The organism is Novosphingobium sp. Chol11 (assembly GCF_945870625.1).
Lineage (GTDB): Bacteria > Pseudomonadota > Alphaproteobacteria > Sphingomonadales > Sphingomonadaceae > Novosphingobium.
This window is the reverse complement of sequence record NZ_CAMBTS010000013.1, coordinates 1-26,122: the sequence shown is the minus strand read 5'-3', so window position 1 is coordinate 26,122 and position 26,122 is coordinate 1. Positions and strand designations below refer to the sequence as shown.

34 protein-coding genes are annotated in these 26,122 nt (G+C 64.1%); 17 read left to right on the top strand and 17 right to left on the bottom strand.

All coding sequences use genetic code 11. The features are described 5' to 3' along the window. Window positions 1–11: 11 nt before the first annotated feature. The 6 genes from Q0O40_RS04055 to Q0O40_RS04030 all read right to left on the bottom strand — a co-directional run bounded on the left by Q0O40_RS04055 (window position 12) and on the right by Q0O40_RS04030 (window position 5,703). Window positions 12–1,040, bottom strand: a complete 1,029-nt coding sequence (locus tag Q0O40_RS04055) for an NAD-dependent epimerase (protein WP_295526538.1) — start codon at window positions 1,038–1,040, stop codon at window positions 12–14. Window positions 1,041–1,169: 129 nt separating this feature from the next. Further along, window positions 1,170–2,453, bottom strand: coding sequence for a nucleotide sugar dehydrogenase (locus Q0O40_RS04050; RefSeq protein WP_295526535.1), 1,284 nt, complete (start codon window positions 2,451–2,453; stop codon window positions 1,170–1,172). 96 nt (window positions 2,454–2,549) lie between these two features. Beyond that, on the bottom strand, window positions 2,550–3,212 hold the full coding sequence (locus tag Q0O40_RS04045; RefSeq protein WP_295526533.1) for a peptidylprolyl isomerase: 663 nt from the start codon (window positions 3,210–3,212) through the stop codon (window positions 2,550–2,552). 55 nt (window positions 3,213–3,267) lie between these two features. Then, window positions 3,268–4,008 (bottom strand): SDR family NAD(P)-dependent oxidoreductase, encoded by a 741-nt coding sequence (locus Q0O40_RS04040; protein ID WP_295526531.1) that lies wholly within the window; start codon window positions 4,006–4,008, stop codon window positions 3,268–3,270. A 66-nt stretch (window positions 4,009–4,074) separates the two neighbouring features. Next, window positions 4,075–4,695, bottom strand: a complete 621-nt coding sequence (locus Q0O40_RS04035) for a sigma-70 family RNA polymerase sigma factor (protein WP_295526529.1) — start codon at window positions 4,693–4,695, stop codon at window positions 4,075–4,077. A gap of 111 nt (window positions 4,696–4,806) precedes the next feature. Next, a complete protein-coding gene (locus Q0O40_RS04030; protein WP_295526526.1) occupies window positions 4,807–5,703 on the bottom strand; it encodes a LysR family transcriptional regulator in 897 nt (298 codons plus the stop codon). Window positions 5,704–5,869: 166 nt separating this feature from the next. Here Q0O40_RS04030 and Q0O40_RS04025 point away from each other — a divergent pair, with 166 nt between their 5' ends. Continuing rightward, the gene (locus Q0O40_RS04025; RefSeq protein ID WP_295526524.1) at window positions 5,870–6,772 is read left to right on the top strand and encodes a LysR family transcriptional regulator; all 903 of its coding nucleotides are present in this window, start codon (window positions 5,870–5,872) and stop codon (window positions 6,770–6,772) included. Between the two features lie 62 nt (window positions 6,773–6,834). Continuing rightward, a complete protein-coding gene (locus Q0O40_RS04020) occupies window positions 6,835–7,515 on the top strand; it encodes a peroxiredoxin-like family protein (RefSeq protein WP_295526521.1) in 681 nt (226 codons plus the stop codon). Between the two features lies 1 nt (window position 7,516). On the opposite strand, the gene Q0O40_RS04015 is transcribed toward Q0O40_RS04020, so the two are convergent. After that, window positions 7,517–8,227 (bottom strand): NrsF family protein, encoded by a 711-nt coding sequence (locus tag Q0O40_RS04015; RefSeq protein WP_295526518.1) that lies wholly within the window; start codon window positions 8,225–8,227, stop codon window positions 7,517–7,519. Between the two features lie 216 nt (window positions 8,228–8,443). After that, window positions 8,444–8,794, bottom strand: coding sequence for a hypothetical protein (locus Q0O40_RS04010; RefSeq protein WP_295526496.1), 351 nt, complete (start codon window positions 8,792–8,794; stop codon window positions 8,444–8,446). 69 nt (window positions 8,795–8,863) lie between these two features. Between Q0O40_RS04010 and Q0O40_RS04005 the strand changes: the two genes are divergently transcribed. Then, the gene (locus Q0O40_RS04005) at window positions 8,864–9,418 is read left to right on the top strand and encodes a TetR/AcrR family transcriptional regulator (protein WP_295526468.1); all 555 of its coding nucleotides are present in this window, start codon (window positions 8,864–8,866) and stop codon (window positions 9,416–9,418) included. Window positions 9,419–9,487: 69 nt separating this feature from the next. Here the strand turns inward: Q0O40_RS04005 and Q0O40_RS04000 are convergent, their stop codons facing one another. Both Q0O40_RS04000 and Q0O40_RS03995 read right to left on the bottom strand, forming a co-directional pair. Next, window positions 9,488–9,928 carry a DoxX family protein gene (locus tag Q0O40_RS04000; protein ID WP_295526466.1) on the bottom strand — a complete coding sequence of 147 codons (441 nt, stop codon included), beginning with the start codon at window positions 9,926–9,928 and terminating at the stop codon, window positions 9,488–9,490. Between the two features lie 66 nt (window positions 9,929–9,994). Then, window positions 9,995–10,267 (bottom strand): DUF2282 domain-containing protein, encoded by a 273-nt coding sequence (locus tag Q0O40_RS03995; RefSeq protein WP_295526464.1) that lies wholly within the window; start codon window positions 10,265–10,267, stop codon window positions 9,995–9,997. A 259-nt stretch (window positions 10,268–10,526) separates the two neighbouring features. On the opposite strand from Q0O40_RS03995, the gene Q0O40_RS03990 reads away from it, so the two are divergent. Next, the gene (locus tag Q0O40_RS03990; protein ID WP_295526462.1) at window positions 10,527–10,808 is read left to right on the top strand and encodes a DUF427 domain-containing protein; all 282 of its coding nucleotides are present in this window, start codon (window positions 10,527–10,529) and stop codon (window positions 10,806–10,808) included. Between the two features lie 64 nt (window positions 10,809–10,872). On the opposite strand, the gene Q0O40_RS03985 is transcribed toward Q0O40_RS03990, so the two are convergent. Further along, a complete protein-coding gene (locus Q0O40_RS03985; protein WP_295526460.1) occupies window positions 10,873–11,484 on the bottom strand; it encodes a 2-hydroxychromene-2-carboxylate isomerase in 612 nt (203 codons plus the stop codon). Continuing rightward, window positions 11,471–12,172, bottom strand: a complete 702-nt coding sequence (locus tag Q0O40_RS03980) for a glutathione S-transferase N-terminal domain-containing protein (protein ID WP_295526458.1) — start codon at window positions 12,170–12,172, stop codon at window positions 11,471–11,473. Before Q0O40_RS03980 ends, Q0O40_RS03985 begins: the two co-directional genes overlap by 14 nt. A gap of 178 nt (window positions 12,173–12,350) precedes the next feature. Between Q0O40_RS03980 and Q0O40_RS03975 the strand changes: the two genes are divergently transcribed. The 3 genes from Q0O40_RS03975 to Q0O40_RS03965 all read left to right on the top strand — a co-directional run bounded on the left by Q0O40_RS03975 (window position 12,351) and on the right by Q0O40_RS03965 (window position 14,277). Continuing rightward, window positions 12,351–12,620, top strand: a complete 270-nt coding sequence (locus tag Q0O40_RS03975; protein ID WP_295526456.1) for a hypothetical protein — start codon at window positions 12,351–12,353, stop codon at window positions 12,618–12,620. A 74-nt stretch (window positions 12,621–12,694) separates the two neighbouring features. Continuing rightward, window positions 12,695–13,540 (top strand): DUF692 domain-containing protein, encoded by an 846-nt coding sequence (locus Q0O40_RS03970; RefSeq protein ID WP_295526453.1) that lies wholly within the window; start codon window positions 12,695–12,697, stop codon window positions 13,538–13,540. Beyond that, complete coding sequence (locus tag Q0O40_RS03965) at window positions 13,537–14,277, top strand: DNA-binding domain-containing protein (protein WP_295526450.1); 741 nt, start codon at window positions 13,537–13,539, stop codon at window positions 14,275–14,277. Before Q0O40_RS03970 ends, Q0O40_RS03965 begins: the two co-directional genes overlap by 4 nt. Here the strand turns inward: Q0O40_RS03965 and Q0O40_RS03960 are convergent. Beyond that, complete coding sequence (locus Q0O40_RS03960; protein WP_295526447.1) at window positions 14,274–14,696, bottom strand: hypothetical protein; 423 nt, start codon at window positions 14,694–14,696, stop codon at window positions 14,274–14,276. The two genes, Q0O40_RS03965 and Q0O40_RS03960, sit on opposite strands and share 4 nt — an antisense overlap. A gap of 237 nt (window positions 14,697–14,933) precedes the next feature. After that, window positions 14,934–15,110, bottom strand: coding sequence for a hypothetical protein (locus tag Q0O40_RS03955; RefSeq protein ID WP_295526443.1), 177 nt, complete (start codon window positions 15,108–15,110; stop codon window positions 14,934–14,936). On the opposite strand from Q0O40_RS03955, the gene Q0O40_RS03950 reads away from it, so the two are divergent. The 6 genes from Q0O40_RS03950 to Q0O40_RS03925 all read left to right on the top strand — a co-directional run bounded on the left by Q0O40_RS03950 (window position 15,109) and on the right by Q0O40_RS03925 (window position 21,081). Then, window positions 15,109–17,007 carry a Tad domain-containing protein gene (locus Q0O40_RS03950; protein WP_295526441.1) on the top strand — a complete coding sequence of 633 codons (1,899 nt, stop codon included), beginning with the start codon at window positions 15,109–15,111 and terminating at the stop codon, window positions 17,005–17,007. The genes Q0O40_RS03955 and Q0O40_RS03950 overlap by 2 nt on opposite strands. Further along, window positions 17,004–17,630 (top strand): TadE/TadG family type IV pilus assembly protein, encoded by a 627-nt coding sequence (locus tag Q0O40_RS03945; protein ID WP_295526439.1) that lies wholly within the window; start codon window positions 17,004–17,006, stop codon window positions 17,628–17,630. Before Q0O40_RS03950 ends, Q0O40_RS03945 begins: the two co-directional genes overlap by 4 nt. Next, window positions 17,627–18,271 carry a hypothetical protein gene (locus tag Q0O40_RS03940; RefSeq protein WP_295526436.1) on the top strand — a complete coding sequence of 215 codons (645 nt, stop codon included), beginning with the start codon at window positions 17,627–17,629 and terminating at the stop codon, window positions 18,269–18,271. Before Q0O40_RS03945 ends, Q0O40_RS03940 begins: the two co-directional genes overlap by 4 nt. 54 nt (window positions 18,272–18,325) lie before the next feature. Beyond that, on the top strand, window positions 18,326–19,459 hold the full coding sequence (locus tag Q0O40_RS03935) for an aminotransferase class I/II-fold pyridoxal phosphate-dependent enzyme (protein WP_295526433.1): 1,134 nt from the start codon (window positions 18,326–18,328) through the stop codon (window positions 19,457–19,459). Between the two features lie 213 nt (window positions 19,460–19,672). After that, window positions 19,673–20,374, top strand: a complete 702-nt coding sequence (locus Q0O40_RS03930; RefSeq protein ID WP_295526430.1) for an RNA polymerase sigma factor — start codon at window positions 19,673–19,675, stop codon at window positions 20,372–20,374. Next, complete coding sequence (locus Q0O40_RS03925; RefSeq protein WP_295526427.1) at window positions 20,371–21,081, top strand: hypothetical protein; 711 nt, start codon at window positions 20,371–20,373, stop codon at window positions 21,079–21,081. The genes Q0O40_RS03930 and Q0O40_RS03925 overlap by 4 nt, the downstream gene beginning before the upstream one ends. 38 nt (window positions 21,082–21,119) lie before the next feature. Here Q0O40_RS03925 and Q0O40_RS03920 read toward each other — a convergent pair whose 3' ends face one another. From Q0O40_RS03920 to Q0O40_RS03910, 3 genes are read right to left on the bottom strand one after another with little or no spacing between them, the layout of a single operon-like run. Then, complete coding sequence (locus tag Q0O40_RS03920; protein WP_295526425.1) at window positions 21,120–22,700, bottom strand: SulP family inorganic anion transporter; 1,581 nt, start codon at window positions 22,698–22,700, stop codon at window positions 21,120–21,122. A 13-nt stretch (window positions 22,701–22,713) separates the two neighbouring features. Continuing rightward, on the bottom strand, window positions 22,714–23,385 hold the full coding sequence (locus tag Q0O40_RS03915; protein ID WP_295526423.1) for a carbonic anhydrase: 672 nt from the start codon (window positions 23,383–23,385) through the stop codon (window positions 22,714–22,716). Window positions 23,386–23,422: 37 nt separating this feature from the next. Next, window positions 23,423–23,764: a metalloregulator ArsR/SmtB family transcription factor gene (locus Q0O40_RS03910; RefSeq protein WP_295526420.1), complete on the bottom strand. Its 342-nt coding sequence runs from the start codon at window positions 23,762–23,764 to the stop codon at window positions 23,423–23,425. A gap of 381 nt (window positions 23,765–24,145) precedes the next feature. On the opposite strand from Q0O40_RS03910, the gene Q0O40_RS03905 reads away from it, so the two are divergent. From Q0O40_RS03905 to Q0O40_RS03890, 4 genes are all read left to right on the top strand, one after another. Beyond that, window positions 24,146–24,337 (top strand): Thivi_2564 family membrane protein, encoded by a 192-nt coding sequence (locus tag Q0O40_RS03905; RefSeq protein WP_295526417.1) that lies wholly within the window; start codon window positions 24,146–24,148, stop codon window positions 24,335–24,337. A gap of 31 nt (window positions 24,338–24,368) precedes the next feature. After that, the gene (locus Q0O40_RS03900) at window positions 24,369–24,689 is read left to right on the top strand and encodes a glycine zipper 2TM domain-containing protein (protein WP_295526415.1); all 321 of its coding nucleotides are present in this window, start codon (window positions 24,369–24,371) and stop codon (window positions 24,687–24,689) included. Window positions 24,690–24,762: 73 nt separating this feature from the next. Then, the gene (locus tag Q0O40_RS03895; protein ID WP_295526412.1) at window positions 24,763–25,428 is read left to right on the top strand and encodes a hypothetical protein; all 666 of its coding nucleotides are present in this window, start codon (window positions 24,763–24,765) and stop codon (window positions 25,426–25,428) included. A gap of 41 nt (window positions 25,429–25,469) precedes the next feature. Further along, on the top strand, window positions 25,470–26,122 hold a 653-nt coding region (locus Q0O40_RS03890; protein ID WP_295526410.1), incomplete at its 3' end, for a patatin-like phospholipase family protein.

Below are 26,122 nucleotides of genomic sequence, written 5' to 3'. Positions count from 1 at the left end.
CATAGCCCGACTTATTCGGCAGCGGACATATATTCCTGATACCATTTCACGAAATTGGCCACGCCCTCGCGCACGCTGGTGGCAGGCTTGTAGCCCAGCTCGCGCTCCAGATCGGAGACATCGGCAAAGGTATCGGGTACATCGCCAGCTTGCAGCGGCAGGAGATTGCGCTGGGCCTGCTTGCCCAGCGCCTCTTCCAGCGCCTCGATATAGGCGGTCAGCTTGACCGGGTTGTTATTGCCGATGTTGTAGATCCGGTAGGGCGCGTTGCTGGTGGCAGGATCGGGGTTTTTCGCATCCCACGCCGGATTGGGCGCGGCGGGATGATCACACGCGCGGATCACCCCTTCGACGATATCGCTGACATAGGTGAAATCGCGGGTGTGGTTGCCATAGTTGAACACGTCGATGGGCTTGCCCGCCATGATATTGCGGGCAAACAGGAACAGCGCCATGTCGGGGCGGCCCCACGGCCCATAGACCGTGAAGAAGCGCAGGCCAGTGGTCGGCAGGCGGTAGAGATGGCTGTAGCTGTGCGCCATCAGCTCGTTAGCCTTTTTGGTGGCGGCATAGAATTGCAGCGGATGATCGACGCCGACATGTTCGCTGAACGGCATCGCCTGATTGGCGCCGTAGACGCTGCTGGTCGAGGCATAGACAAGGTGCTCGACCCCGCCGTGGCGGCAGGCTTCGAGAATATTGGTGAAGCCGACGATATTGCTTTCAACATAGGCGTGCGGGTTTTCGATCGAATAGCGCACCCCGGCCTGCGCGGCCAGATTGATCACCCGGCGGATATCGTTCTCGCCAAACGTGCGCTCGACCGCGTCGCGGTCGGCCAGATTGGCGCGCACGAAGTTATAGCTGGCGTTGGTCTGCCGCGCGGTTTCTTCCAGAATTTTGAGCCGCGCTTCCTTGATCGCCGGATCGTAATAATCGTTGACCACATCGATCCCGACCACATCATCGCCGCGTTCGAGCAGGGTTTTGGCGGTGTGAAAGCCGATGAAGCCGGCATTGCCGGTAACGAGGATTGCCAAGTGCTTTCTCCAGATGGGGTTGCGGTCAATGCGTTAAACGAACCGCGAGTTATTTTGAACGATCTCTCGATTCATTTTTCGCCGTCCTGAACTTGTTTCAGGATGACGACCATCGTCGGACGACTGCGATCAAAGGCTCCAATAGCGCAAGTCCGGGCAGACCTCGTTTTTGGCCAGCATCGATTTCACGTCGATGATCACCCCGCCCGGCGCGACATGGTCCTGGATCGCAGCGGCGCCCATGGCGGCATAATCACGGTGCGAGACGGCGTAGATCAGGGCGTCGAGCTGTTCCATTTCCTCCAGCGGCTGCAGCGTGATGCCGAACTCGCGGATCGCGGCGGCGGGATCGGCGAGCGGGTCGTGGACCAGCGGGATCACGCCGAAGTCGCACAATTCGCGGTAAATGCTCTCGATCTTGAAATTGCGGATATCGGGCACGTTTTCCTTGAACGTCAGCCCTAGAATGCCGACCCGCGCGTGCTTCAAGGGCCGCCCGTTGATCGCCAGGAGCTTGATCGCGCGCTGGGCGATATAGCTGCCCATGCCATCGTTGATGCGGCGGCCCGAGAGGATCACTTCAGGGTGATAGCCCATCTGCTCGGCCTTGGCAGTGAGGTAATAGGGATCGACCCCGATGCAGTGCCCGCCGACAAGGCCGGGATAGAACTTGAGGAAATTCCACTTGGTGCCGGCCGCGGCCAGCACTTCGCTGGTCTGGATGCCGACCAGATCGCAGATTTTCGAGATTTCGTTCATCAGCGCGATGTTGATGTCGCGCTGGGTGTTCTCGATCACTTTGGCGGCTTCGGCGACTTTGATCGACGAGGCCTTGTGGATGCCCGCGGTGATGATCGAGCCATAGAGCGCGGCGAGCGCATCGAGCGTGCGCTGGTCTTGCCCGGCGACCACTTTGACGATCTTTTCGAGCGGATGGTCCTTGTCGCCCGGATTGATCCGTTCGGGGCTATAGCCGATGGTGAAGTCGGTGCCGCAGGTGAGGCCCGATGCCGCCTCGATCAGCGGCGCGCAGACTTCTTCGGTCGCGCCGGGATAGACGGTCGATTCAAACACGATGATCGCGCCGGGCGCGATGATCTTGCCGATATCGGTGCAGGCGCTGCGCAAGTTGCCGAAATCGGGGCGGTGGCTGTCATCAACCGGGGTCGGCACGGTGACGATGATGATCGCGCAGCCGCGCAAGTGTTCGGGGTCGCTGGTGATGACGAGGGTCGAGGCGGCCAGCTCCTCGGGCGAGATTTCGTTGGTGAAGTCGATCCCGTCCTTGAGCGTCGAAACGCGCAGCGCGCTGACATCGAAACCAACCACCTGATATTGCCGCGCAAAGGCGATGGCAATGGGCAAACCAACATATCCGAGGCCAACAACGCCAATCTTGTCCCGTGAATTCATAGCCCGCTGGTCCGCCTTGCTGCTTGTACAAACGACAAGCCGCGCTACCAAATTCCGGTTAACAAATGGTCTTGGGCAAATGCGCTTAAGTGGCCCTTATCCCGCTGCTATTGCGGGCATGCGGCGCACGCGCAGCACCTTGACCGGCGGCTCAAGCATCTGCCCGCGCAAGGCACCGTCGCCCGCGGTCGGCGAAAGCGGCGCATCCCAGATCTTGCGCACCACCTCCATCCCCGCCGCGACATGGCCGAACACGGCATAGCCCGCCTGCGTTTCGGGATCGGCAGACGCCGGATCGGCATCGAGCGCGGGCATATCCGCCAGCAGGATCGAGAAATCCGCCGTCGCGGTGCCCGGGGCATAGCGCGCCATCGATAGCGCGCCCGCCACATGCCGCAGCCCGGTCTGGCTAGTGGGCTCGTGTGCGATGCCGGGGAAACGTAGCCGCACGTTGCGCTGGCCGCCCTGAATCAGGCCATTTGGCTGATCGCCAAAGGCCAGCCGCATCGCGCGATAAAACGTGATCCCGTCAAACCGCCGCGTATCGACATAGCGCAGGAAGTTGGCGGTGCTGACCGGCGCATGCTTGCCATCCAGATCAAGCTCGATCGGCCCGAGCTCGGTCTCGACCAGCACATGCACGCTGTCTGCCAACGGGATCAGCGCAGGAGCTGATACTGGGCGCAGGCGCTTATGCGGCGCTGCGGCCAGCAGCAGGGTCAGCGCCGGAAGCGCGGCAAGAAGGAGTCGGCGGTTCATCTGCGACCTGTTTAACCCGGAACCAGCCTGCTTGTGCAAGCTTCCATCAGCACAATTACAAGGTGAGCCCGCCATCGACCACGATGGTCTGGCCGGTGATATAGGCCGCCAGCGGCGAGGCGAGAAACAGCGCCGCCCCCGCCATGTCAGCGGGGGTGCCCAGCCGCCGCAGCGGGATCGACGCGAGCGCGCCTTCGAGCCGCTCGGGGTGATCGGTGGTGACTTTGGTGAGCTTGGTATCGACCAGACCCGGCGCGATCCCGTTCACCCGGATGCCCTGCGCGGCGAAGGCCTGGCCCAAAGTCTTGGTCAGGCTAACCGCGCCGGCCTTCGACGCGGCATAGGCCGGGTTGCCGATATTGGCCTTGAACCCGGCAACCGAACTCACGATGATGATGACGCCGCGCGATGCCGCCAGCGCCGGGCGGAATCGCCGCGCGCAGTCCATCACGCTATCGAGATTGACCGCCATCACTTGGTCCCAGCCGGGCCGCTCGAACTCGCCGCGCCGGTAGACGACGGTGCCTTGCGAGAGCACCAGCACGTCAAGCCCATCGACAAACGGATCGGGGGCCGCATCGACCGCGCCCGGCTCGCTGACATCGCAGCAGGCGTAATCCAGTCCGGCAAGATCGGAACCCTCGGCGAGGCTATAATCGCTGGCCGCAGCGCGCGTGCCCCAGACCTTCACCCGCGCTCCGCGCGCACGAAACGCCTGCGCGATGCCATTGCCGATCCCGCTCGAGCCGCCGACGACGAGCACGCGGCTGCCGCTAAAGTCAGTGTCTGCCGCCATCCCGCCGGTTCCTCTGCCTTGCCCGGCAAAGCGATAAACCATCGCGGCGGTTTGTCCATGCAGGTGTCAGACAGCCAGTTCGCCCAGCTCTTCGGTGTTGCCGAACAGCGCGCGCAAGGTGGCTAGCCCGCGGTGGATGTTGACCTTGATCAGCGCCTCGGATTGGCCGGTCAGGGCCGCCGCATCGCGCACCGAAAAGCCCTGAAGCTTGACCAGCCGGATCGCATCGGCCTGGGGGCGGCGCAGATTATCGAACAGCCCGCTGATCGCGATGATGCTGAGCGCCGCGTTCTCATGGCTGTCTACGCTATGTTCGGCCTCGTTCAATTCCTCGCTGCGGGTGCGGTGCGCGGCGCGCAGGCAATCGACACCCTTGAAGCGGGCGATCGCGGCCAGCCAGGGCAGAAACGGGCGGCCGGGGGTGAAGGTGGCGCGCTTGGTATGCAGCGCCATCAGCGCTTCCTGCACCGCATCGGGGACCATGGCGGGGGGCAGACGGCGGGCGAAGTAGCGGTTCAACCAGCGGCTCGCCTCGCCCAGCAGCAAGCGATAGGCCGCTGCATCGCCAGCAAAGCTGGCGGCCATTGTCTGTTCCCACGCAAACGAGGCCGCGCGCCGCTTGGGGGCCGCCGGGCTGGCCTCTGGGTTGGCAGCGGGTTCATGAAGAGCGGCGGTCTGGCTGGTCATCGTGGTTTCCTTCGTCTCTCGGCAAGACGGAGAATGCGCCGCGCGGGGTCCAAAGACCATGTACCGGCTAGGCATAGTGTTCATTCCCAAAGGGCATGTTTGCGCGGGCGATCAGGGTATCCTGAGCAGCGGATCGGCGGCGAAGGCTTCGATCAGGAAGTCGGCCAGCGCCCGCACGCGCGCCGCCAGATAGCGGCCCGGAGGCATGGTGAGGTGGATCGGCATATCGAGCGGGGGAAACGCGGGCAGCACTTCGAACAGCCGCCCTTCGGCCAGATCCGGTTCGAACAACCAGCGCGCATTGACCGCGATGCCAGCGCCCGCAAGCGCGGCGGCGCGCAGCGCATCGGGGCTGTCGGCGCGGAAATTGCCCCGGATATCGACCGGCGCATGGCCCGCGAGCGACCACCGCGTGCCCGTGGCGAGCAAGGAATAGCTCAGGCAATTGTGGTCCCACAGGTCTTCTGGCCGCTGCGGAAGCCCGCGCGCGGCGATATAGGCGGGCGCAGCGACCATGACCCGGCTTGCCCGCCCGATGCGGCGCGCGATATTGCGGCTATCGCCGATGGCCCCCACGCGGATTGCAAAGTCGAGATTGTCCGACACCAGATTGAGCGCATGATCCGACAGGCGCAGATCGACTTCGATGCGCGGATGCTTTTGCTGAAAGCGCGCGATCATCGCGATCAGCCGCGCTTGCGCCAAAGTGAGCGGCGCGGTCAGCCGCACTTGCCCGCTGAGCGCGCCATGCAGGCCGACTGACGCCTCCGCCTCGTCGATCGCGGCGAGCGCGCGCAGCGCAGCCTCGAAAAACGCGGTGCCCTCGGCGGTCAGCGCGATCGAGCGGGTCGTGCGCTGGAGCAATTGCGCGCCGAGATGCTTTTCCAGCGCGCTGATCTGGCGCGAAACCGAAGATTGAGTGATCTCCAGCCGCAGCGCCGCGCGCGAAAAGCTTGCCCCATCGGCCACCGCGACAAAGGTTCGCATCCAGCCGGCCAGTTCGTTCATACGTCCTCCGCTACAGACTTTAGCTCGCTTTGCCACCACACAAATTCGGCATTCTTGCGTGAAACGCATAAATCATATTGCGGCACCCGCGCTTGCCGAGGGCGACCCCGTCCTGCATGGAGCCGCAGGCGGGCTTTGCAGGGGCATTGAGACGGGATCTTGAGCGATGGAAATGCATCAGGTCCGCTATTTTCTGGCGGCGGCAAGATTGCTGAATTTCACCCGCGCGGCGATTGAGTGCAATGTTTCGCAGCCATCGCTGACCAAGGCGATCCAGAAGCTGGAAGAGGAATTCGGCGCGCCGCTGTTTCGGCGCGAGCGCGCGCGCACGCACCTGACCGCGCTGGGCAAGGCGATGCTGCCGCATTTGCAGCGCAGCTTCGATGCCGCGCAGACCGCCAAGCAGATGGCGCGCGGGCTGGGGCGCGCCGAAATCGCGCCGCTCACGCTAGGCGTGGCGCGCACGGTGGAGCATGCGGCGCTCCAGCGCGTGCTGGCCGAACTGGGCAACGGGCTGGCCGGGCTCGAACTGGCGCTGACCAGCGGCTCCTGCGCCGAACTGATCGAGCTGGCGATGGGCGGATCGCTCGACCTCGTCATCATCGAACTGCCCGAGGAAGCGCCCGACCGGCTAGACCGCTGGCCTTTGTTCGAGGACGTTTATCAGGTCGTGATCCGGCCCGAACACGGCTATGCCAGCACCCCGCCGGAAAGCGTGGAAGCGCTCGAAGAAGAAGTGTGGATCGATTATGCCGGAGACGGCTGCGCCGGGCTGGCCCGCATCGCCGGGCAATCGGGGGTGCAGATCGAGGTTCGCCATCAGGCGCACAGCCTCGCGCAATTGCGCCAGATGGTGCTGGCCGGGCTCGGCTGCGCGTGGCTGCCGCTGGGGGTGGTGGGCGCGCCATTGGTTGCGGTGCCGCTGCCGTTTGCGCAAACCGCGGTAAAGGTGGTGCTCGCGTCGGTCGCGGGCCGCCGCCGGGGGATCGCCGCCGAGGCGTTTGTCCGCGCGGCGCGCGCGCAACGATGGGACACATTTGCCAGCGACGAGGCCGACAATAGGCGCTGAGCATGGACTTGATACCCACGCGGGGCATTCCATGATCGCGCAGCGCCGCCTAGTGATGGTGCATGATCTCTGAAACCTCAGCCGCGAGCGCACCATTGGCCCATCTTCCTGCCCATTCCCTGGCCGCGCGGTTGGCCGCAACGCGCGAGACCTATCGCACGCTGGAAGCCTTTTTCGACGAGATCGTGGCGGGCCTCAAGTCGGTTGGCGTGGGCCGCGCCGCGCCGCAACTGGGCGAGGTTTTTCCCGAGTTTGCGCTGCCCAGCGCGCGCGGCGGGTTTCTGGCGCTGGACGAGCTGCTGGCAGAAGGGCCAGTGGTGCTCAATTTCAGCCGGGGCCGCTGGTGCCCTTATTGCGTTCACGAACTTGCCGCATGGGGCGAGGCCTTGCCCGCATTGAACGCCGCCGGCGCGCGCTTTCTGGAGGTCACTGGCGAAACCGGCGGAGAGGCGCGCTCGATCCTCCAGAGCTTGCCCGGCCAGGCCGAGGTGGTGTGCGATGTCGATCATGGGCTTGCGCTTTCGTTAGGGCTCGCGTTTTTCGCGGGCGAGCCGATGCTCGATTTTTACCGCAAGTCGGGCATAGACTTCGGCGCGATCTACGGTTCGGACAGCGGCTTTCTGCCAGTGCCGGCAACATATGTGATCGGGCGCGACGGGACGGTGCGCTATGCGTTCGTCGATGTTGATTTTCGCAACCGCGCCGAACCGGCCGACGCGCTGGCCGCGCTCAAGGCGGGCTGAACTACCAGCGCACCACTTGCGGCACGACCAGCCGCGACAGCAGCGCCGCCAGCAGGATGGCGGCGGGATAGACCGTGACCGCAAAAGCCAGCGAGTTTGACGGGCAGAACAGGCTGTAGGCAAAAGTCCCCAGGGCGCCCGCTGCCGCTCCGGTGAGCCAGCCGGCGCGGGCGAGATCGGTCGGCGCGGCGCGGCGCAGCCAGGCAACCACCGCGCCTGCGACAACCAGCGCGCAGCACAGCGAAATGACAAAGCAGCGCGCGGCGGACAGCGCGCCCACTTCGGCGTACGAGAGCCCGGTGCGGGAGATTACTGCTTGCCCGGTGAGGACGGCTAGGCCGAGCGGGAACAGGCCGAGCAGCAGTGTTCCAGCGCGGCGCGCGGCGCGATCATCGCGCCCCGGCAAAGCACCGAGCACCACCGCCATCAGCAGAGCAGCCCCTGCCAGCAACAGGATGCCGGAACGGGCCACCACCAGCAAGCTCGGTTGCCCGGCCAGAAGATCGTCGCGCCAACCAAACAACAGCGCGACCGCCCCCACGACTAGCGCGGTCGCGGCAAGGCCGGCGATCACCCCGTCCACCAGGCGCAGCGGATCGACCGGCGTAAGATCCGCGACCATCTGATCGATCAGCGATCCTGCATGCGATTCTGGGAGCGGATCGGACAGCGGACCAGCAGGCGGCGTGCGCGGATCGCGAGGCTTGAGCAAAGGCACTTCCCCGTTTCGCGCCGCGCGCGGTCCATCGGAAGGCATATTTAGCAAGCCGCGTGGCTGCATGGCAAGCGCTGGCGCGGGAGCGGGGCGTGAATGTTTCATGAACACAGGTTCGCGCCCGTGCCCGCAATAGTTTCATCGCGCGGCCTCTTTTATGCCGCTGCGGCCGCGATGACGATGCTGTTTGTTCAGCCGCGAGCGGCGGTCTGTTTAGCCGCGAGCGGCGGCGCGGCGCGGGCCGAGCAGCAAGACCGCCGCATCGCCGCGCGCAGCGAAGCTGGCGATCAGCAGATAGACCGAGAGAAACAGCATGCCGCCAAACACCGCGACAACCCCCAGCATCAGCCCGGCTGGGCTGAAATCGTTGCGCCAGGAGATCCAGATCGCGCTGAGCAACAGAAAGCACAGGAAATCGGTGTTGAACTGGCCGCGCCAGGTCATGTCCAGAATGTCGGCGTTGAACAGTGGCAGGAAGTCTGATCCATGCATGCCGACGACGATTGCGGTATACCCCGCGATCACGCAAAAGACGGCCATCAGGAATGCACGAAACAGGATCATGATACTCTCCCACCGAGTCTTTGTAGCAACTGCTACATTCCTAGCGGGCTTGCCCGGCAAGCGCAAGCGGTGAGCATCCGCGACACGCAGCGTGCGCGCGTGATCGAGACGATCGGCGCACATTTGCTGGCCACGGGTCTGGCGCAGACCAGCCTGCGCCAGCTCGCCGCCGCCGCCGGAGTGAGCGACCGAATGCTGCTGTATTACTTCACCGACAAGGCCGATCTGCTGGCGCAGACCATGGCGCGGATTGCGGCCGATAGCGCAGGCCAGCTGGCCGATGCCATCCCCCCGGGCGCGGCGCTGAGCGCGGGACAACTGATCGGCGAGGCGGTGCGCGTGACCAGCGCCCCCGCGATGAAGCCGTTCATGCGGCTATGGATCGAAGTGGTTGCGGCCGCGGCGCGCGGCGAAGCACCCTATCCCGCGATTGCCCACCAGATCACGCAAGGGTTCCTCGGCTGGATCGAAGCGCGGCTGGGCGCCACGCCCGAAGCGGAGCGCCCCGCCGCCGCCGCGATGATTCTGGCGCTGGTTGACGGGTTGGCGCTCGTCGAGGTCTGTTCGGGCGCCGCGCTGACCGCGCAGGCCGCCAATTACGCGGCGCGGCTGCGCGTCATCTAAACGCAAGCTGGCCTGCATCCCGGGGTGGAGATGCAGGCCAGCGGCTGCGCACGAAACATGCGGCGCGGGTCAGTCCCGGCGCAGCAGACGGTCGAGCGAGAACGCTCCACCGCCTTTGGCGATGATCGGCAACAGCAGCCCAGCCCAGCTGAGGTGCGTTGCCCACGCATCTGGATAAACGAACACTTCGATCACGGTGGTCATGCCCAGCAGGCCGAGCGCGGCAAAGCGCGAGCCGAACCCAAGGACCAGCATGATCGGGAACAGGTGTTCGGAATAGGTCGCCATGTGGGCCGCGATGTTTGGCGCGACAAACGGCAGCTTGTAGTCGGTTTCGAACAGATAATAGGTGCTGTCGGTAATCGTCAGCAGCCCTTCGACCTTGGTCCGGGCGGACTGGAAAAAGACCGCCGCGATACCCAGCCTGGCCACCAGCAGCAGCACGGCATCGGGCAGAATGCGGCCGGCCAGCGCGGCCAGCCGGTGATAGATCATGGTCAGCGAATGCATCAAGTGCGCCTTTCAGGGGGCAAGCCGCGCGCCGAAACTTTGCGGCATCCGGCGCGCGGCGCGCGATCAGTGCGCCTTGGGGGTCAGCGAACCGTTGCCCTTGGGCGTCTTGATCGAAGTGCAGGTGCCGGCCTTCACGAGGGTCCACGCGTTGCCTTGATAATCGGCCTTCGACGTGCCCGCGCACGAGGTGCCGGCACCGGCGGCGCAGTCATTCTTGCCAGCCTTGGCAACACCGAAGCACTTTTCCATGGCGGGCTTGCCTTCGGCGGCATGGGCGGCACCAGCAGCCAGACCAAGAGCGAGCGTTGCGGCGAGTGCAGTTGCAGTAATGTTCACGGGGATTTCCTTTCAAATTTGGTTGATACCATGCAAGAACGGAGTGTCAGCGGGCTCACTATTGCGATCCTGCCGTCCTCCCGTGCCCGGATGTTCGCGCCGGTCACAGGAGACAGTTCGCGGCTTTGCGCGGGATGGTTACACAGGCCGGAGCCAAGTTTTTTTGAGGCGGACCCGGTTCCCGCCCGAACAGGCCAAGCCCCAAGGCTTGACGCCCGCCGCGATCCACCCGATCTTCGGCTTTTGCAGGAGACGCAGCATGGTCGAAGCACGATGGAACGGCGCACTGATCGCGAGCAGCGATGACACGGTCGTCGTCGAAGGCAATCACTACTTCCCGGCAAGCGCGGTCAACGCCGCCTTCCTGAAGCCGAGCGACACGACCACGGTCTGCCCGTGGAAGGGCACCGCGCATTATCATACGCTGGACGTGGACGGGGCCGAGAACATCAATGCCGCGTGGTATTATCCCGAGCCCAAGGACAAGGCCGCCAGCATTCGTGGCCGGATCGCGTTCTGGAAGGGCGTGACCGTCGGCTAAGGGCGCGGGTTATTGCGCTTATCCTGCCTGAGGCCCCGGCATGCGCCGGGGGGCGTGGGTAGGTTTAGCGCGGCCCGAGCAGCCGCTGGCGCACCAATGGCAGCTGGTCGTTGCCGAAATACATATGATCGCCCTCCACGAACACGGTGGGCGAGCCATACGCGCCGCGCGCGATGGCTTCGTCGGTGTTGGCGCGCAGGCGGTCTTTGACCGGCTGAGTGGCAGCCAGCGCGGCGAGCGCCACGCCATCAAGACCGCAAGCATTGGCGACCGCGATGAGTTCGGCAGGATCATCGAGATTGCGCTGCTCGCCGAAGTAGGCATCGAACGCGGCATCGGAAAAACGCGCCAGATCGGCCTGATCCTGCTCCAGCGCGCAGCAAAACCGCATCGCCGCGACCGAGCGCAGCGGATGGTGGACGGAGGGAAAATCCATCGCCGTGCCCGCCAGCCGCGCCCATTCGGACAGCCAGCGCCAGGCATGCTTCTGCGCCGGGCTGCCGCCATCGGCGCGGCGTTCATAGATGCCGGGGTTGGCCGCATTGAACACGCCGCCGACCAGAAACGGCCGCCACGTGATCGTCGCCCCCGTCTCGGCGAGGATTGGCTGGATATTGGCAAAGGCCAGCCGCGTCCACGGCGAGGACAGATCGTAGAAGAATTCAACGTGGGCCATCGGCTTGCTCCTCGATGCCGAACAGAATGCGGCGCGCCTGCGCGTCGTGCGGCCCTTTGCGCAGCTGATCGCGGCCCAGCGCCATGCCCCGGCGCAGGCCATCGCGCAGTTTCAGCCGCTCGTACCAATCCTTGACCGCAGGAAAAGCGGCCAGATCGATGTCCTGTGCGCGCCAGACCTGAATCCACGGGAAGCAAGCCATGTCGGCAATCGAATAGTCACCGGCAATGTAGTCGTGACCTGCAAGCTGGCGATCAAGCACGCCAAACAGGCGCAAGACCTCGCGGCGATAGCGATCGGTGGCATAGGCGATCCGTTCGGGCGCATAGAGTTTGAAATGCCCGTGCTGGCCCAGCATCGGCCCCAGCCCGCCCATCTGCCAATTGAGCCATGCCAGCACAGCGGCGCGTTCACGCGGGGCGGCGGGGAGGAATTGCCCGGTCTTTTCGCCCAGGTACATCAGGATGGCGCCGCTTTCGAACAGGCTGAGCGGCGCGCCGCCATCGGCCGGGGCATGATCGATGATCGCGGGGATGCGGCCATTGGGGCTGGCGGCGAGAAACTCCGGCTGGTGTTGCTCGCCCTTGCCCAGCGCGATCCAGCGGACCTCATAAGGAAGACCGCATTCTTCCAGCATGATCGAGATCTTCCAGCCATTGGGCGTGGGCGCGGTCAACAATTCGATCATCCGGTTTCGATCCCCTCAGAGCTAAACACTCTTGCCCCCGACGCAGGTTTTGGCAGATCGCGCGCGGCGGCACAAAATTTTTTCTGTGCCTGATGAAACCATCTGTAACGATCCGCTGCACATCGGCGAATTAGCATGTGCCACCCCGGCGCAAACCCATTCTTTCAGGAGACCTCCCATGATCAACGCCAAATCCGGCTTCGCCCTTGCTGCCAATGCTGCCCTCCTCGCGGTCGCCCTCGCGGCTGCGCCTTCGCCAGTGCTCGCCAAGAAGGCTGCGGCCGAAGTCGTCCACTGCTACGGCATCAACACCTGCAAGGGTTCGTCGGATTGCGCCGCTGGCACGCATAGCTGCAAGGGCCAGAACGAGTGCAAGGGCCAAGGCTTCAAGGCGCTGACCACCAAAGAGTGCGCCGCGCAAGGTGGCAGCCTGACCGAAAAGAAGTAAGCCTTCCCGCCAAACCGGGGCTCCGCCTTCCCCCCCTCAGCGGAGCCTCGGCCCCTTTTGATCCAGGAACGATCATGACCGCCACGAGCATGGATCGCCTCACCGGCTTTGGCCTTGGCATGCGGCGCGAGCATTATCGCGCCTATATCGAGGGCACCGCGCCGGTTGATTTCATCGAAGTGATCTCGGAAAACTTCATGATCGACAGCGGCAGGCCGCTCGATACCCTGACCAAAGCGCGCGCCAACTATCCGCTGGCGCTGCACGGCGTTTCCATGTCGATCGGTTCCAGCGACGGGTTGCGCAGCGATTATCTCGCGCGGCTGAAACAGCTTGTCGACATCATCGAACCCACCGTAGTTTCCGACCATCTGTGCTGGACCGGCGTGGATGGCTTCAATTCGCATGATCTGCTGCCGCTGCCCTATACCGAGGAAGCGCTGGACGTGGTCTGCGCCAATATCGCACGCGCGCAAGATACGCTCGGCCGCGCCATGCTGTTTGAAAATCCTTCAAGCTACATCGCCTTTCCCGGCGCGATGACCGAGTGGGAATTCCTCGCCGAAATGGCCTGGCGCAGCGGCTGCGGCCTGCTACTCGATGTGAACAACATCTATGTTTCGGCCATCAACCAAGGGTTTGATGCGCAGGCCTATCTCGCCGGAGTGCCGTTCGAAGTGGTTGGCCAGATCCATCTGGCAGGGCATGTGAAGGGCGAACATCTGCTGATCGACACGCACGACCAGCCAGTGCCCGATGAAGTCTGGGCGCTTTATCGCAGCGCCATCGAGCGCGCGGGCGCGGTTGCCACGATGATCGAGCGCGATGACAATATCCCCGAGCTGGACGTGCTGACCGCAGAGATCGATGTCGCGCGCACCATTGCGGCCGAAGCGGCTGCGCACAGGATCGCGGCATGAACCTGGCCGAATTGCAGCACACTTTCCGCGACTGGCTAGTCGAGGCCGACGAGACCGCCGAGTGGCGGCTGGGCGGCGGTCCGGGGACAGCGATCTATCAGAACAACTACCGCACTTCGCTGATGGGTTGCCTCGGCGAAAACTATAAGCGCGTGGCCAGCTGGCTGGGCGAGGACACATTCGAGGCCGCTGCGGCGCGCTATGTCGATGCGCATCCGCCGACCAGCTGGACGCTGGACGCTTATGGCGAGCGCTTTGGCGCGTTCCTCGCCCGGATTTATCCCGATGACCCGGAGGTTGCCGATCTCGCCGCGATCGATTGGGCGGTGGGCCAAGTGTTCGTGAGCGCCGATGCGGCGGCGTTGCGGCCCGAAGCGCTGGCGGTGGAGGATTGGGACACGGCGGTGATCCGCGCGGTGCCCTCGCTGCGCCAGATCACGCTGGCGAGCAATGCCGATGCGATCTGGCGCGCGCTGGCGGCGGAAGAGATGCCGCCTGCCGCATGCCGCGAGGAGGAGCCGGTGGTGCTGCTGTTCTGGCGGCAAGGGCTGGAGCCGGTGTTTCGCCGGGCCGCCGCGCATGATCTCGATGTGCTGGCGTGGTCGGCGCAGGGCCTTGGCTTTGGCCCGATCTGTGCGCAGCTGGCGCAAACGCTGGGCGAGGAAGCGGCCGTGAGCGCGGCGGGCACCGTGCTGGGCCAGTGGCTGACCGAAGAAATGGTCGCTGCGATCGGTTAGCGCGCGGGTTGCCGCACAGCGGCGGCGATAAAGCTTAACAGCAGGCCGACTGCCGCGCCCCAGAAAACGGCGGCAGCGCAATCACGATGGTATTCCGCCGCGCCGTAAATCCACGGAAACCACGCGAACACAAAGCTATCGGTCAGCAAAGCCGCAGCGGTGACGAGCGCGATCCCGGGCACGATCTGGTCCGGGGCAAGGCGCACCAACCGCTGCGTCAGGAGCACAAATGGCCAAGTTCCCGGCACTGTCAGCGCATAGAGCGCGATCCGCGCCGGGCCATCGAACACACCGAGCGGGGCGATCTGACGCAGCAGCATGGCCGCCACGAACCACAGCGCGATCCCAATGGCGACCAGCATGGCGCTCTGCCCAAAGCTCAGCCCGCCGTCGTTCTGCGCAGAACCGACCATTTTCATCTGCCATTCCTTTGTGCTCGCCAGAGTCGCCCACTCATGTAGCAATCGCTACAAAAAGTGGCAAGCCGCCGCGATATGCTTAACCGGTTTGCGTGGCTGCGCCGCGATTGGTCGATGATCGGCGCGTGGGCGGCCCGGAATAGCGCGCAAACACGCCATAAATGCGCTTAACCGGCGGGCTTTGTTACCGTGATCTTAACCAGAAGCTTTGGCACTTTGGAAGGAGCGCGTGGCTTATCAGGCAAATTGAAGTGCGGAATTCCGCGCGTCTTTTTTCTTGGCGAGCACTGCTCTGGCAGCGCCCGGCCCGGTGGAGAAGGAACGGTTAACGATGTCGCGCCAGCCACAGGCATCACGGAGTGAGTTCAGGTCGCTCGTCAAGCGCTTGGTGCGCGACGAGGCCGGCAACGCCATGGACCTCATCCTCCTGACCATGATGTTGCTGATCTCGATGGTCGGCAGCGGCACAGACATGGCCCGATCCTATATGGCGCGCACCAGCTTGCAGAACGCCTGCGACGCTGGCGTGCTCGCTGGGCGCAAGGCGCTGACCAAGAGCGCCACCTATGGCAATGCCGAGATTGCGAAGGCGAACAAGATGTTCAACTTCAACTTCAACGCGAAGGAGACCAATACCACCTCGCTCTCGTTCACCTCGCAAGCCGATGGCAAGGGATCGGTCACGGGTTCGGCCACGGCAGTGGTGCCCACCACGATCATGGCGCTCGCGGGGGTGAAAACGATCCCGCTGACGGTGACGTGCAGCGCCGAGTTGCAGATGGCGAGCGCGGATGTCATGTTCGTGCTCGACGTGACCGGGTCGATGGCATGCACTCCTAGCGGCGGCTCTTGCAACAGCGGCAGCAGTTCCAAGATCGTAGGGCTGCGCAGCGCGGTCGCCTCGTTCTACAACACTGTTGCGGCCGCTGTGGTCGATCCGGCGCAGAGCCGCATCCGGTTCGCCTTTGTGCCTTACAGCCAGACGGTGAACGCGAGTTCGCTTGTGGCAAGCGGCAAGATGCCGTTGAGCTATTTTGACGATACCGCACCCTATCAAACGCGGCTCTATTACTTCAATACGCCGGTCTATGTCCCGTCATCGACAAGCTCGGTGCCCACCACGCAGACCTATCCAAACAACATTACATCTGCGAATTGCACGCTTTATCGCCAGAACAGGTTCCCGACCGTCGGCACGAACCCGGAGACTGGTGGCGGCCCCCCGCCTGCAATCACAACCAGCACGGCATATTCCGCCAACAGCTGGGTAAGGGTTTCGGGTAGCGGCAGCAGCGCGCTTGGCACCTGCATCCGCAATGTCGCGACGACCACCACCAGCTATGTCACGAACTACCAGTTCACGAACTACCGCTGGACCCAGGCCACGGTCAACGTCTCCGACTACAAGGGGCTGGGCAATGTCACGCTGGCCAGCAGCGTCAATTCAACTGCGACGGTTCCATCCGCCGGTTATTATGACGCGCGTGCGCTTGGCACAATCGTCGGCACGCCGGGCGTAACCGGCGTCACCACGAAAAATGACAAGTGGAACGGCTGCATCGAAGAGCGCGCCACGGTGCAAACCGCAACGTGGAACCCGATCCCGGCGGCCGCAAGCGATCTCGATATGGACAGCGAGCCGACCGATGACGCGACAAGCTGGAAGATCGCGGTCGACGACCTTGTGTTCAATCGCAATACTTACAACGCCGTCTATGACTCGACCTCGACCTCGGGCACCAGCTCGGTAGGCCAGGCCTGCCCGGCACCGATGATGCAATTCACCAATGTCGATGTCACGCAGCCGACCGTCGTGCCCAACTGGCTGACGACCTATCTCGACAGCCTGGTCGCGACTGGATCGACGTATCACGACATCGGGATGATCTGGGGCGGACGCCTTGCCAGCCCGACCGGAATCTTTGCCGACAATGTCAACGAAGCGTTTGGCAACGGCGTGCAAACCTCGATCAGCCGCCACATCATCTTCATGACCGATGGCGACATGGCCCCTTCGTCGACAACGTACTCCGCCTATGGCCTTGAACAGAACGACCAACGGGTGGCTCCGCAGGGATCGTCGAACTCGACGCTGCGCGACAGACATAACTCGCGCTTTGTCGCAGCCTGCGGCAGGGCCAAAGCGCTGGGCTACACGATCTGGGTGATCGGCTTCGGCACCTCGCTCAACACGCAGCTGACCAGCTGCGCGACCGCGAACCGCGCTTATTATGCCAGCAACACCACCGAGCTGACCAACACGTTCCGCTACATCGCGGGCCAGGTCGCCGACCTTCGGATCAACAAGTGAGCGCGCTGGCCCACCCGCACCGTACGGCGCGCGTGGCACCGCTTGTTGCCTGCGCGGCGCGCGATCAGGACGGCGCGGCGGCGCTGGAGTTCGCGCTGATGGCGCCGCTGCTGTTCCTGATGATCTTCGGCACATTGGAGATGGCGCATTCGTTCTACGTCAAAGGCGTGCTGACCGGCGCGGTCAACGCGGCGGCGCGCAATTCGTCGCTGCAAACCGGCCCGACCAGCCAGACCACGATCGACGCGGCGGTATCCAAAATCATCAAAACCGGCGTTCCCAACTCAACTGTTACTTTCACACGCAAGAATTACGCTGAATTCACCAGCATCGGCAAGCCGGAAGACTTCACCGATACAAACAAGAACGCCAAGCGCGATGCAGGTGAATGCTTCACCGACATGAACGGCAATTCGCTATGGGATGCAGATATGGGAAAGACCGGCCTCGGCGGCGCGGATGACGTGGTGGTTTACACCGTGAGCATCAGTTATACGACGATGTTCAACATCGGCACCTTCTGGGGATTGCCCAAAACCCAGAAGGTCAATTCGACCACCATCCTGCAGAACCAGCCCTTCTCCACCCAAAGCGAGCGCGTTGGCGTGCAGGTGTGCACATGAGCCGCGCTTGGGGCCTGTTGCGACGGGTATTGCGCGACCAGAGCGCGGTGAACGTGGTCGAGGTCGGGCTGGCGACACCGTTTCTGATGGGATTGTCGCTGACCGGGGGCGAAACCGTCAATCTGACAATCATGCATGTCCGCCTCAACCAGCTGGCGATCACGGTGGCCGATAATGCCAGCCGCGCCAAGATGACGCAGGTCAACAGCGCGCCGCAATTCCGCGAGTACGATGTCAACCAAGTGTTCGCTGGCGCGGGGCTATCGGTCAAGGGTCTGGATTTCCCGACCAGGGGGCGCATTATCCTGTCGAGCCTGCAGACCAACAGTTCGGGCGGCCAGTGGATCCAGTGGCAACGCTGCTCGGGAAGCAATGCCTATGCCTCGCGCTACGGCGTGGAAGGCACCGGCAAGACGGGCACCGCATTCAAGGGCATGGGCCAGGGCACTTCGCCAATGACCGCCGAAAGCGATGCGGCCATCATGTTTGTCGAGGTGGCCTACAACTACAAGCCGCTGTTTTTCAACGGGGTGATCAAAGACACCGTGATCCGCAAGGAAGCCGCGCTCTATGTGCGCGACGACCGCGATCTGACGCAGATCTATAACCCTTCGCCCGCGGTTACCCCGGCGAAATGTTGACCCGGCCATTAATGTCGTTTTGATCGCGCGCTGACGCGGTGCTAATGGCGCGCGATGATCGCACGCCTCGAACCGTTTCACGCCATTGCCATTTCCAGCCTGGCCCAGCGCTTGTCCGAAAGCGGGCGCAGCATCATCCGCATGGAATTTGGCCAGCCATCGACCGGAGCGCCCGCCGCCGCCCTGGCCGAGGCGCGACGCGTGCTCGATGACGATGTGGCGGGATATTGGGAGAGCGAGCCGCTGAAGGCGCGGATCGCCCGCTATTACTTCGACACCGCCGGGTGCGCGATCGACCCTGCGCAAGTGGTGCTGACTTGCGGCGCTTCGCCTGCGCTGGTCATGGCGCTCTCGCTGCGCTTTGCGCCGGGCGCGCGGGTGGCGATGGCGCGGCCCGGCTATGTCGCCTATCGCAACAATCTGCGCGCGCTGTTCATGGAGCCGGTCGAACTGGAATGCGGGCCCGCTGAGCGCTACCAGATCACCGCTGCGGCGCTGGCCGCGCTCGACCCCGCGCCCGACGGCCTTATTCTGGCGAGCCCCGCCAATCCCACCGGCACAGTGATCGCACCTGATGAACTGGCCGCGATTGTTGCGATCTGCCGTGCGCGCGGCATCCAGATCGTGTCGGACGAGATCTATCACGGCATCACCTATGGCGACGCCGCCGTTTCCTTGCTGGCGATCGAGCCTGAGGCGCTGGTGGTCAACAGCTTCTCCAAGTATTTCAGCATGCCGGGATGGCGGCTGGGCTGGCTGTTGGTGCCGCCTGCGCTGATCGAACAGGCGCGGGCGCGGATGGGCAATCTGTTTCTCACCCCCCCTTCGCTCAGCCAGCACGCCGGGCTCATCGCGTTTGATTGCCGGGATGAGCTGGACGGACACCTTGAAACATATGCGCGCAACCGCGATCTGCTGCTGGCCGCGCTGGCGGACATGGGCCTTGCCCGAATCGCTCCGCCCGACGGCGCGTTCTATGTCTATGCCGATATCGGGCACCTGACCGACGACAGCATGGCGTTCTGCACCCGGCTGCTCGAAGAGACCGGGGTTGCCGGCGCGCCGGGAATCGATTTCGATCCGGTGAACGGCCACCGCTTCATGCGCTTCAGCTTTGCCGTATCCACGCCGCTGGTGGAGGAGGCGATTGCCCGGATGAAGCCGTGGTTCGCGCAGCAGGCCAAATAGGACAGACTGCGGCACGAAAGCCCGGTGGAAACTGCGCAGCAGCCGGCCCGGGGAGGTCGGCCGCTCCGCAGCTTCCACATCGCCTAACGCGGGGAACGGCGCGGCCCTTCACAAAATGTGGCGGTACAGCAGCCCGAAAATGGGCCGCCGATGCGCCGCTTTGCAACGCGCGGCATTTTGGGGCATGATTCGGGCCGGGGAGGGAATCACCACGTGAGGCTCGATCATGACAGTCACCCGATCCGGGGTTCTGGCGACGAGTCGGCGCTGATCTGCGCTTCGGCGCGTCCGCTTATGGCTGATCCTGCGCCCGAAGGCCCAGATTGTGAGGGGGTCGACGCACAGGACACCGCGCTGATGATTGCCGTGGGCCAGGGATCGGCGAACGCCTTCGGCGTGTTGGTGGAACGCCATACGCCGCAGCTCTATCGCCTCGCCGCGCGCATGCTGGGGGACAGCTTCGAAGCAGAGGACGTGGTGCAGGAATGCTTCACCCGCCTTTGGCAGAATGCGCCGCGCTGGCAGCCAACGGGCGCCGGGCTGGTTGGCTGGCTCCACCGTGTGGCGATGAACCTGTGCCTTGATCGCAAGCGGCGCTTTCGCGTGATCGTCACCCCCGATGTGCCCGACCGCGCAGACCCGGCTCCGCTGGCGGATGTGCTGATCGAAGCGGAGCAGACCCGCTGCGCTGTGGCCGACGCGCTGGCCGCCCTGCCTGCGCGCCACCGTGCCGCGCTGGTGCTGTGCTATTATGAGGGCCTGTCGAATGCCAGCGCCGCCGAGGTGCTCGACCTTAACATCAAGGCGCTCGAATCGCTGTTGTTCCGGGCGCGCCGCCTGATGCGCGAGCGATTGCAAACGCGGGCGCAGGCATGGGGCGAGATTGCCCCCCAGCATGTGAGCGCGATGACATGAGCCACCATAGACCATTTTCACCCCGGCCCCGGCGCGATGCGCTCGACCGCCTGCTCGATACCGCAGTGACCCCGCGCATACCGGCGGACCTTGCCGCGCGCATCGCCCGCGATGTGCCGCGCCTGGCGCAAGTCGCGCCGCTGACTGCCGATCCCGTCGCCGCCGCGCGGCGAGCGGCGACCCCGGCAGCGCCGCAGCAGCGGCGCGCCGCGCGCGGGTGGATCCTGGCCGCCGGGATGGGCGCGCTGGCGGCGGGCACCGCGTCGATCCTTATCGGCACCCCGGCCAGCGTTCCGCCCGCTGCGTTGCCGCCAGCAGCGCCGATTGCCGCAAATGAACCGGCGGTGCCCACTGTTTCCGCGCCCCCTGCCCGCGCTGCGATCCGCATGGCAGACGCGCCGATCGTGGCACCGGCACCCACTGCGCCTGCGTCGCGCCTCGCCCGGACGCCGGCCCGCGCCGGAGCGCAAGGCGCAAGCCCGCTGGCCGCGCCGCCAGCTGCGCGCACCAGCCCGCCCGAGGCGCTGGCGGCGATGGCCCCGCCCGCCCCCGCCGGTGCGACAGATGCGGCAGGCGCGCCGGCGCCGCTGCCGCGCGGAAAGATGGGACCGGTTCTGCCGCAGGCCTATGGCTACAGCGGCGGCGGCGGCGGCGGAATACCGTCAAGCGCTCCCGTCAAGATGTCTGGCGGGCCTTCGGGGAACTGACCCATTCCCGGCAAGGCTTGGCCTTGCCGGGACAGATTTCAACCGGCCGCTTCTGCCTTCTTGCGCCTTGCCGCCTGATCCTGGGCGGATTGCGGCGCGGCATAGCGGCTTTGCAGATCATGCCATTCCAGCACCAGCTTGCCGCCAGTTGCTTCGTGCTGACGGCCCCAGGCCGAGAGCATATCGAGACAGGCATGGTCGATATGGTCGAGATGCTCGATCTGGATATGCACATCGGAGCCTGTCGGCACCGTGTCGAGTGCGGCGGCGATGCGCGGGATCGAAACGAACGTGGCCGAACCATGAAGGTCGAAATCGATCCGCCCGGTCGCCGCGTCCTCCATCCGATCAATGCGCACATGGGTGAGCGACCAGACCAGCTTGGCCACCGCAATCCCGAAGCCGATCAGCACCCCGGTCAACAGATCGACCAGCACGATCCCCACCAGCGTGGCGAAATAGATCATCAGCTCAACTCGGCCAAACGTCGCGATCTTGCGGATCTGGGCGAGATTGACCAGCTTGTACCCGGTGTAGACCAGGATCGCGGCCAGCGCCGCCGTCGGCACCTGATTGAGCAGGAACGGCACGGCCACCACGGTGCCCAATAGCCACGCGCCGTGGAGAATGGCGGAAAGCCGGGTTGTAGCCCCGGCCTGCACGTTCGCCGAGGAACGCACGATCACGCCGGTCATCGGCAAAGCACCGACCGCACCGCACAGCATGTTGCCGATGCCCTGCGCGCGCAGTTCCTGATCATATTTGGTCCGCGGGCCGGTGTGCATCTGGTCCACCGCCGTGGCGCAAAGCAGCGTTTCCGCACTGGCGACGAAGGCAAAGACCAGCGCCAGCACGAGAATGTCGGTGTGAAAAGCCTGCGCAAACCCGGCGGCAGTCGGAATGTTGAGCGATGCTACGAGGCTCTCAGGCACGTTCACCCGCGCAATCGGCAGATTGGCGATAGCGGTCAATGTCGTGCCGATGATCACCGCGACCAGCGCCGAGGGCACCGATTTCAGCGCCGCAGGTTTGAAAAAGTTCCACGCCAGAATGCTGGCGACCGTGACCAGCCCGATCGATGCCGCCAGATGATGCACCGACATGTCGAGCGGGAAGATCGCCTTGATGATCGCGCCCGGAATGGCGATCAGATTGTTGATCCCGCTGCCATGCGGCTTATCGTCGATCATCACATGGAATTGCGAGGCGAAAATCAGCACGCCGATCCCGGCCAGCATCCCATGAATGACCGACGGGGAAATCGCGCGGAACCATTGCCCCAGCTTTAGGGAACCTGCGAGCAACTGCAACGCACCCGCCATCAGCACGACAACGCCGAGCATGGGCAGGCCATGCGACTGCACCAGTTCGAACACCAGCACGGCAAGGCCGGCCGCAGGGCCGCTGACCTGCAGCGGCGATCCAGCGATGGAGCCCACCACGAGGCCGCCGATGATGCCGGTGATCAAACCAAGCGCGGGCGGGGCGCCCGACGCGATGGCAATGCCGAGGCACAAGGGCAGCGCAACCAGAAACACGACGATCGAAGCGAGTATATCTTGCATCCGGGCCTTGCTCGCGGTCGGCGATGGCGCGGTGGTAGCGGCAGAATTGGACATAGTCGGTCTCCGGTCAGACGGCGCAGGCGGCATGGTCGCTGGCGTGCTTGGCAACTTCGGCAGCATAGAGTTCGGGGACGGGCACGAACACATTGCGCGCCTCGTCATAGGCCATCACGCCGCCGGTGCGAATGTCATAAACCCATCCGTGAAGCCGCAGCTCGCCAGCAGCCATCCGCGCGGCAACTGTGGGGTGGGTGCGAAGATGCATCAATTGCAGGATGACATTCTGTTCGAGCAGCGCCTGCATCTTTTCGGCATCGCTCTTGCCCTGGGCAATGTGCGCGACAACGTCGACCGCTGCCTTGGAAAAGCCCAGCCATTCGCGCACATGCGGCAAGCCATCGAGCCCTTCCGGGTTCATCGCCCCTTTCATCGCGCCGCATTCGGTATGCCCGCAAACCACGATATGCGGCACTTTGAGCACGGCCACGGCAAATTCGATCGACGCGGTCATCCCGCCCGTCTGCTGCGTGTGCGGCGGAACAATGTTGCCGGCATTGCGGCAGATGAACAATTCACCCGGCGCGGTCTGCGTCAGCATGGCGGTTTCGATGCGCGAATCCGAGCAGGTGATGAACAACGCCTCGGGCGATTGACCTTTGGCCAGCTGCTCGAACAAGGCCTGCTGCTGGGGGAACACTTCGGTCTGAAAGCGGACAACGCCTGCGGCGAAACGGGGCATGGGGTAGGCTCCTGCTATTAGGGTTAGCTCGTAAAATTCAGGACCAGAGCATCCGCGCCTCTTCAGCCTCGGCGCTCAGCGATGCCGGGCCGCGCTGCTCGATGAAGCGAATGGCCTCGACGATCCATTGGGCGATTTCCGGCTGGGTCAGCCGATAGACATGGTGCCGCCCTTCGCGCTTTTCATCGACCAGCCGGTGGCTGCGCAGCAATGCCAGATGCTGCGACACCCGGGTCGGCGGCAAATGGGTGTGAACCGCCAGCGTGTTCACGTCCTTATCAGCCACCCGCAATTCCTCGATGAGCCGAACGCGATCGGGATGGCCAATCACTTTGAAAATATCGGAGGGTTCGCGAGCAACAGTCAGTCGGCTGGGCATGGCACCTCTACAATGGCTGGAGGATTAACAGACGCACGCCTGCATCTCAAGTTATATTCAACTATATGCAGATGTTCTAGCGACATCGACCATGCCCCGCCGAGGCGGGGCAGCTCGATGTCGCCTACCGCATGAGCGGGCCTAAAGGCGACTGTTTCGGAACTCACCCCTCAGGCTCAAGCGCCCAGCGCGCACGAATAGCGAACCAAACCGCAGCCTAGATCTGTCCGCGGGAACAATCCGCCGCGATCATGGTTATCGGGTCTGTAGGTTCAAACGGGTTCCAGCGTGGTTTTGCAGCCACCGCAGGCCATGAGTCGCGCAATTTTATCAATATCAAACATGCTTCGGATAAATTTCGTCCAAATAAAAGGATCGCCTGTGCCCCTCGTTACTTTAGTCATAATCCTCGTTGTCGTTGGGGTCCTGCTCTATCTGGTAAACAATTACATCCCGATGGATAGCAAGATCAAGAATATTCTTAACATTGTCGTCGTGATCGGGGTGGTCATCTGGCTGCTTCAGACGATGGGGATGATGGGCCCGATCAACGCCATCCGCATTGGCAAATGATGCCCGGTTTAACCAAAGAATTGAATTACACATGAAAACCAGATTTGTGCTGGGCGCTCTGCTTGCCCTCGCCCCTTGCGCCATGCTGGCATCAAGCCCAGCCAACGCCCGGCAGCGACATTCGAACGCTGGCTCGAGGCATTACAAGACCTTCGTCGGCCGCGATGGCCGGACTTACTGCCGCAAATCCGATGGCACCACCGGTGCGATCATCGGCGGCGTGGCAGGCGGCGTGATCGGCCATGAAGTGGCCGGCCGCGGCGACCGGACGCTGGGGACCCTGCTTGGTGCGGGCCTTGGCGTGGTCGGTGGACGCGCAATCGAGCGCCGCCGCCGAACGCGCTGCGGATAACCTGAATGATCCCATCAACCGGCTTAGGACAGCGGCCTTTCGCTGCACCGGCCGCCTTTGAAAGACGAAAACCATGAAACGCTTCATCCATGCTTCTTCCGCCATCGCGCTGAGCGCCATGCTGCTGATCACCACCCCCGCCATGGCCCAAAGCCAGACGACCAAAGCCCGCGCAGCCATCGCCGAAGCCACAGGCAAGATCGACGCCGCCATCAAGGTGGGCACCGATGGCGATGCGCTGGCGATCCAGAGCCAGGCGCAGAACGCGCTGGTGCTGGCGCGCAAGGAGCTTGCCGCCGGGCAGAAGGCCGAAGCGATCATCGATGCGCAGCACGCCTCGAAGCTGGCCGACACCGCCATCGCCGAAGTAGCCCGCGCGCGCGCCGCCAATGTCAGCGCGCAGCGATCGCAAAGCGACGCCATGACCGCTGGCGCGATGCAATCGGCGGCCAATGCCAATGCCCGCGCCGATGTGGCGCAGCAAACCGCCGCGATTGCCAACGCCGAGGCTGACGCAGCCAATGCCCGCGCCGCACAGCCGCCCGTCGTGATGATGGTGCCTCCGGCAACGACCACGGCAACAGTCTCGACCGAGACGACCCGATCAAGTTTGGTGACGCCGGTGCGGGCCGCAACGCCTGTGCGCAAGCGCAAGATCGTGCATCATCGCCGCCGCGCCGCCACCGAGAAAACCGTCGTCAAGCGGACAGTGACCACCACGAGCAGCCAGCCCAATTGAGCGACCGGATCGCCCCAGCCGTGCGCAGACGGAAAAAGTCGGTGTTGCTGCTTTCCATCGTGAGCGCATCCTTCCTGTTGGAAGGGTGCGCCACGATCAACCGCGGCGCATTTACCGAAGCGCAGGCGGCGACAGCCACCGTGCCTGGGATCGCCGATGCGCGGTTCTGGGCCGATGCGCCGGGGGCCGGGCGGCAGATGACCGCCTCGTTTCGTGGGCGCGATGGCGAGACCGCAATGCTCGCGCTTTCGGGCGGATCCGATAACGGGGCGTTCGGTGCCGGATTGCTGAACGGGTGGACCAAATCCGGCACCCGCCCAGAGTTTTCGATCGTCACCGGGATCAGCACCGGCGCGCTGATTGCGCCGTTCGCCTTTCTGGGCGCGGGCGAGGATGCCGAACTTGCCCGGCTTTATACCACGATCTCGCAGCGCGACATTTACCGGACCCGGTTTGCGCTGGCGATCCCGCTCTCGCCGAGCGCGGCCAGCACCAAACCGCTCGGCCGCCTGATCGCCCGGTCCCTGACCGACAGCCTGATCGACCGGATCGCGCGGGAACACCGGCGCGAGCGATCAGCTTGCGCAGGCCGGCTTTTTCCCGTGCCGCCTCGAGCCGCAGCGATGCCAGCCGCATCGCTTCCATCGCATCGCGAAACTTTGGATTGTCGGTATCGAGCAGGATCGGGAAAACC